The organism is Ferrovum myxofaciens (assembly GCF_000735045.1).
In the GTDB taxonomy this organism is placed as follows: domain Bacteria; phylum Pseudomonadota; class Gammaproteobacteria; order Burkholderiales; family Ferrovaceae; genus Ferrovum; species Ferrovum myxofaciens.
Genome location: NZ_JPOQ01000045.1, coordinates 1 through 3,203 on the forward strand (window position 1 = coordinate 1; position 3,203 = coordinate 3,203).

At 51.9% G+C, this 3,203-nt stretch carries 3 protein-coding genes and 1 pseudogene; all 4 read left to right on the forward strand.

The features are described from left to right. Positions 1-211: pseudogene (locus IV91_RS18390) on the forward strand (TonB family protein); the annotation flags it as partial. After that, positions 208-774 (forward strand): cytochrome b, encoded by a 567-nt coding sequence (locus IV91_RS0107350; protein ID WP_031597248.1) that lies wholly within the window; start codon positions 208-210, stop codon positions 772-774. The pseudogene IV91_RS18390 and the gene IV91_RS0107350, both read left to right, overlap by 4 nt. 51 nt (positions 775-825) lie before the next feature. Continuing rightward, on the forward strand, positions 826-1,137 hold the full coding sequence (locus IV91_RS0107355; RefSeq protein ID WP_031597250.1) for a PepSY domain-containing protein: 312 nt from the start codon (positions 826-828) through the stop codon (positions 1,135-1,137). A gap of 224 nt (positions 1,138-1,361) precedes the next feature. Continuing rightward, complete coding sequence (locus tag IV91_RS0107360) at positions 1,362-3,062, forward strand: putative bifunctional diguanylate cyclase/phosphodiesterase (RefSeq protein ID WP_051862279.1); 1,701 nt, start codon at positions 1,362-1,364, stop codon at positions 3,060-3,062. The last annotated feature ends 141 nt before the right edge of the window (positions 3,063-3,203 follow it).

Below are 3,203 nucleotides of genomic sequence, written 5' to 3' on the forward strand. Positions count from 1 at the left end.
GTCCGGGCAAACCAAGGTAACTTTTGATTACAAGGATGGTATGGCCTCTGGCGCGAGTGTGCTGATCACGAGTGGAAACCGGATCCTGGACAAGGCGGCCTTGGCTGCCGTTCATGTCGCCCATTTTCCGTCAGCCACTGCCGAGTATGCGGGAAGAATCCTGACCTTCGAGATCTGGGTAAAATTTTTGGGAGTGGATGAACACGAATGAGTGCATTGAACAACGCAACAAATAACCCCTCGGTTTATGACTCAGTGTGGCGTGGATTGCATTGGGTCATGGCTTTTCTTGTCATTTCCGTCCTGGTGGTGATCGAAGTCAAGGGCGAACTCCCCAAGGGCGAACTCCGGCGTCAGTTGATGAGTTGGCACAAACAGGCGGGAGTAGCGGTATTTTTACTGATATGGGCACGGTTATGGTGGCGACATACCCATCGGACACCCGCGATCGTTCCTCCCCTGTCGGACTTCATGAAACGTCTTGCCGGTTTGGCCCATCTGGGGTTGTATGCCTTGATGATTCTTCTGCCCGTCTTGGGAGTGCTTTTTCAGCAGGCGCGCGGGAATGAAGTGGTTTTTCTGGGCTGGACATTGCCCTGGATCCTGAATGATACTTCCTGGATTCACTATGCCAAGCCCATGAAGAGTGTGCATGAATGGCTGGGGAATGCCTTGATCTGGCTGGTGGGGCTGCATGGTGCGTCGGCGTTTTTCCATCACTGGATACGACGGGACAATACGTTGGTTCGCATGTTGAACCTTCGTCGTTCCTGAAGGACCTCACTGAAACGGTTTCGATATTATTTTTAACAAGGAGTTTATAGGATGAAATCCATCAAGAAATGGTCGGTAGGGACCCTGACTTTGCTGCTGCTGGGAAATGCTTCCCTGGCTCTGGCCTACAAGGGCGAGCAGTATGCCAAGGAGGCTACCCTGACCATCGAGCAGGCCCGTGCCGTGGCAGTCAAGGCTTATCCGGGCGACATCGTGGAAGAGGAACTCGAGCATAAATTGGGGGGGAGCGGTTTGCGTTACTCCTTCGATATTCGCGCCAACCATATCACCCATGAAGTGGAGATCGATGCCAAGTCCGGCAAGGTGCTACGCAATGAGCGCGAGAACAGTAACGAAGACTAAGCAACGGTGCTTTCTCTTCGATGAATCCCTGAAAGCACTCGACGAAGTTCGAGTGCTTCTTCCTCGTGCTGCAAGCACATTACAAAACCCTCATATTTTATCATTTGATTCCAAGATTTTTCTCGAACCTATTGCAAAATTCGGTGGTATGTCCTATTGTTGGTCGAATTCTGCCGATTGCTGCAAATGTAAATACCACTTCTTGAGTCGATCTGTGGGGGACCATGAGTTTAAACTTGCGACAGGTGGCCCAAGTTCTGGCTGGGGCCAACGATGCCTTGATCATTACGGACGGAGAAGGGCGAATTCAGGATACCAATGCGGCCCATGCCCGATTGACTGGATACACGCAGGATGAGGTGATCGGGAAAAATCTGTTCAGAATTCATGGAGGACTGAGTTGCCCGGATACCTACAAGTCGGTTTGGCGCGGGATTAAACAGAATCAGAACTGGCTGGGGGAAATTTCCAATCGCCGTAAAACCGGCGAGGTATACACAGAAAATTTCAGTCTTTGTGCCATCAGTGACTCCGAGGGGAAGACACAGAACTTCATCGCCGTGATGAGTGATCTGTCCGACAACCTCGATCTCGATTCCGTGGCCTGGAAGCGGGCGAATTACGATTATGTGACGGGTCTCCCCAATCGCCAGTTATTTCTGGAACGTCTGGATCAGGAAATCAAGAAATATCGCCGGAACGGCGCGCCCATGGCTTTGTTGCTATTGGATCTGGACCGCTTCAAGGAGGTCAACGACACTCTGGGCCATATGAAGGGGGATGTGCTTCTGGAAGAGGCGGCCCGTCGAATTTGTCGCGTCCTGCGGGAGACCGATACGGTTTCCCGTCTAGGGGGGGATGAGTTCGCCATCATTCTGCCAGAATGTGCGTTACTGCACGTTCAACAGGCGGCCCACGATATTACCGAGGCCCTGGCTCAACCCTTTGATCTGGGCGATGGAGATCGCTGTTTCATTTCGGCCAGTGTGGGAATTGCGCTCTATCCAGACAATGCGGAAGATCGCAATACCCTGGTGAAACATGCCGATCAGGCCATGTATTCCGCCAAGGCGGAAGGGCGGAACCGCTTCCACTTTTTCCTTCCTGCCATGCAGCAGGAAGCCCAAACCAAGATGATCCTGACCAATGACCTGCGTCTTGCGGCCCACCGGGGAGAATTGTCGGTGCATTACCAGCCCATTCTGGATCTGGAGGATGGACGACTGGAGAAGGTGGAGGCGTTACTGCGCTGGTCTCATCCTGGGCGCGGTGAAGTGGGACCACAGGTCTTCATTCCCTTGGCAGAGGCGTCCGGGTTGATTCACGAGATCGGAAACTGGCTTTCCTTTCAGGTGATTTCCCATATTGCTCAATGGCAAAAACGATTTGGTCAAATCATTCAAGTCAGCGTCAATCGTTCCCCGATTCAGTTTGACCAGGGCGATGCCCTTTGGCTGAAGCAGTTGGCGGGGTTGGGGCTGCCCGGTAATTGCATCACCGTGGAAATTACGGAAGGCATGTTGCTGAAAAAATCCGAGCGTATCCAGCAAAGTTTTCTGGATTATCGTAATCATGGGATAGAAGTCTCCATCGACGACTTTGGCACAGGATTTTCTGCCCTGTCCTACCTCAAGCAGTTCGATATCGATTATCTCAAGATCGATCGCTCTTTCATCTCCGAAATCACGGTGGATGAAAGTGACAAGGCACTCACCGAGGCTATCATCGTCATGGCCCATAAACTGGGCATCAAAACCATTGCGGAAGGGGTGGAAACCCGTGCGCAACACGATATGTTACGGTTGTTCGGGTGTGACTATGCCCAGGGGTTCTGGTATTCCCGGCCCGTGCCCGCGTCCGCTTTTGAAACCATTCTGGGGAGAACTCAAACGGAAGATGGAAGTTTCTTCTTTCACAGGGCGTGATTCCTCCCCACCGGATTATCGTCCTCTCCGTAAAACTTCGGCGTTTACGCCGGAGATATAAGGAGAAAGTTCTTGACTTACGCCTTAAATTCACTGTATAATGACGGTCATGTTGATTCAACGCGCCTATCGTTACCGATT

Excerpts from the sequence above, each read along its gene's own strand:
- IV91_RS0107350 (WP_031597248.1), top strand. The coding sequence starts at position 208 with ATGAGTGCATTGAACAACGCAACAAATAACCCCTCGGTTTATGACTCA.
- IV91_RS0107360 (WP_051862279.1), top strand. The coding sequence starts at position 1,362 with ATGAGTTTAAACTTGCGACAGGTGGCCCAAGTTCTGGCTGGGGCCAAC.
- IV91_RS0107355 (WP_031597250.1), top strand. The coding sequence starts at position 826 with ATGAAATCCATCAAGAAATGGTCGGTAGGGACCCTGACTTTGCTGCTG.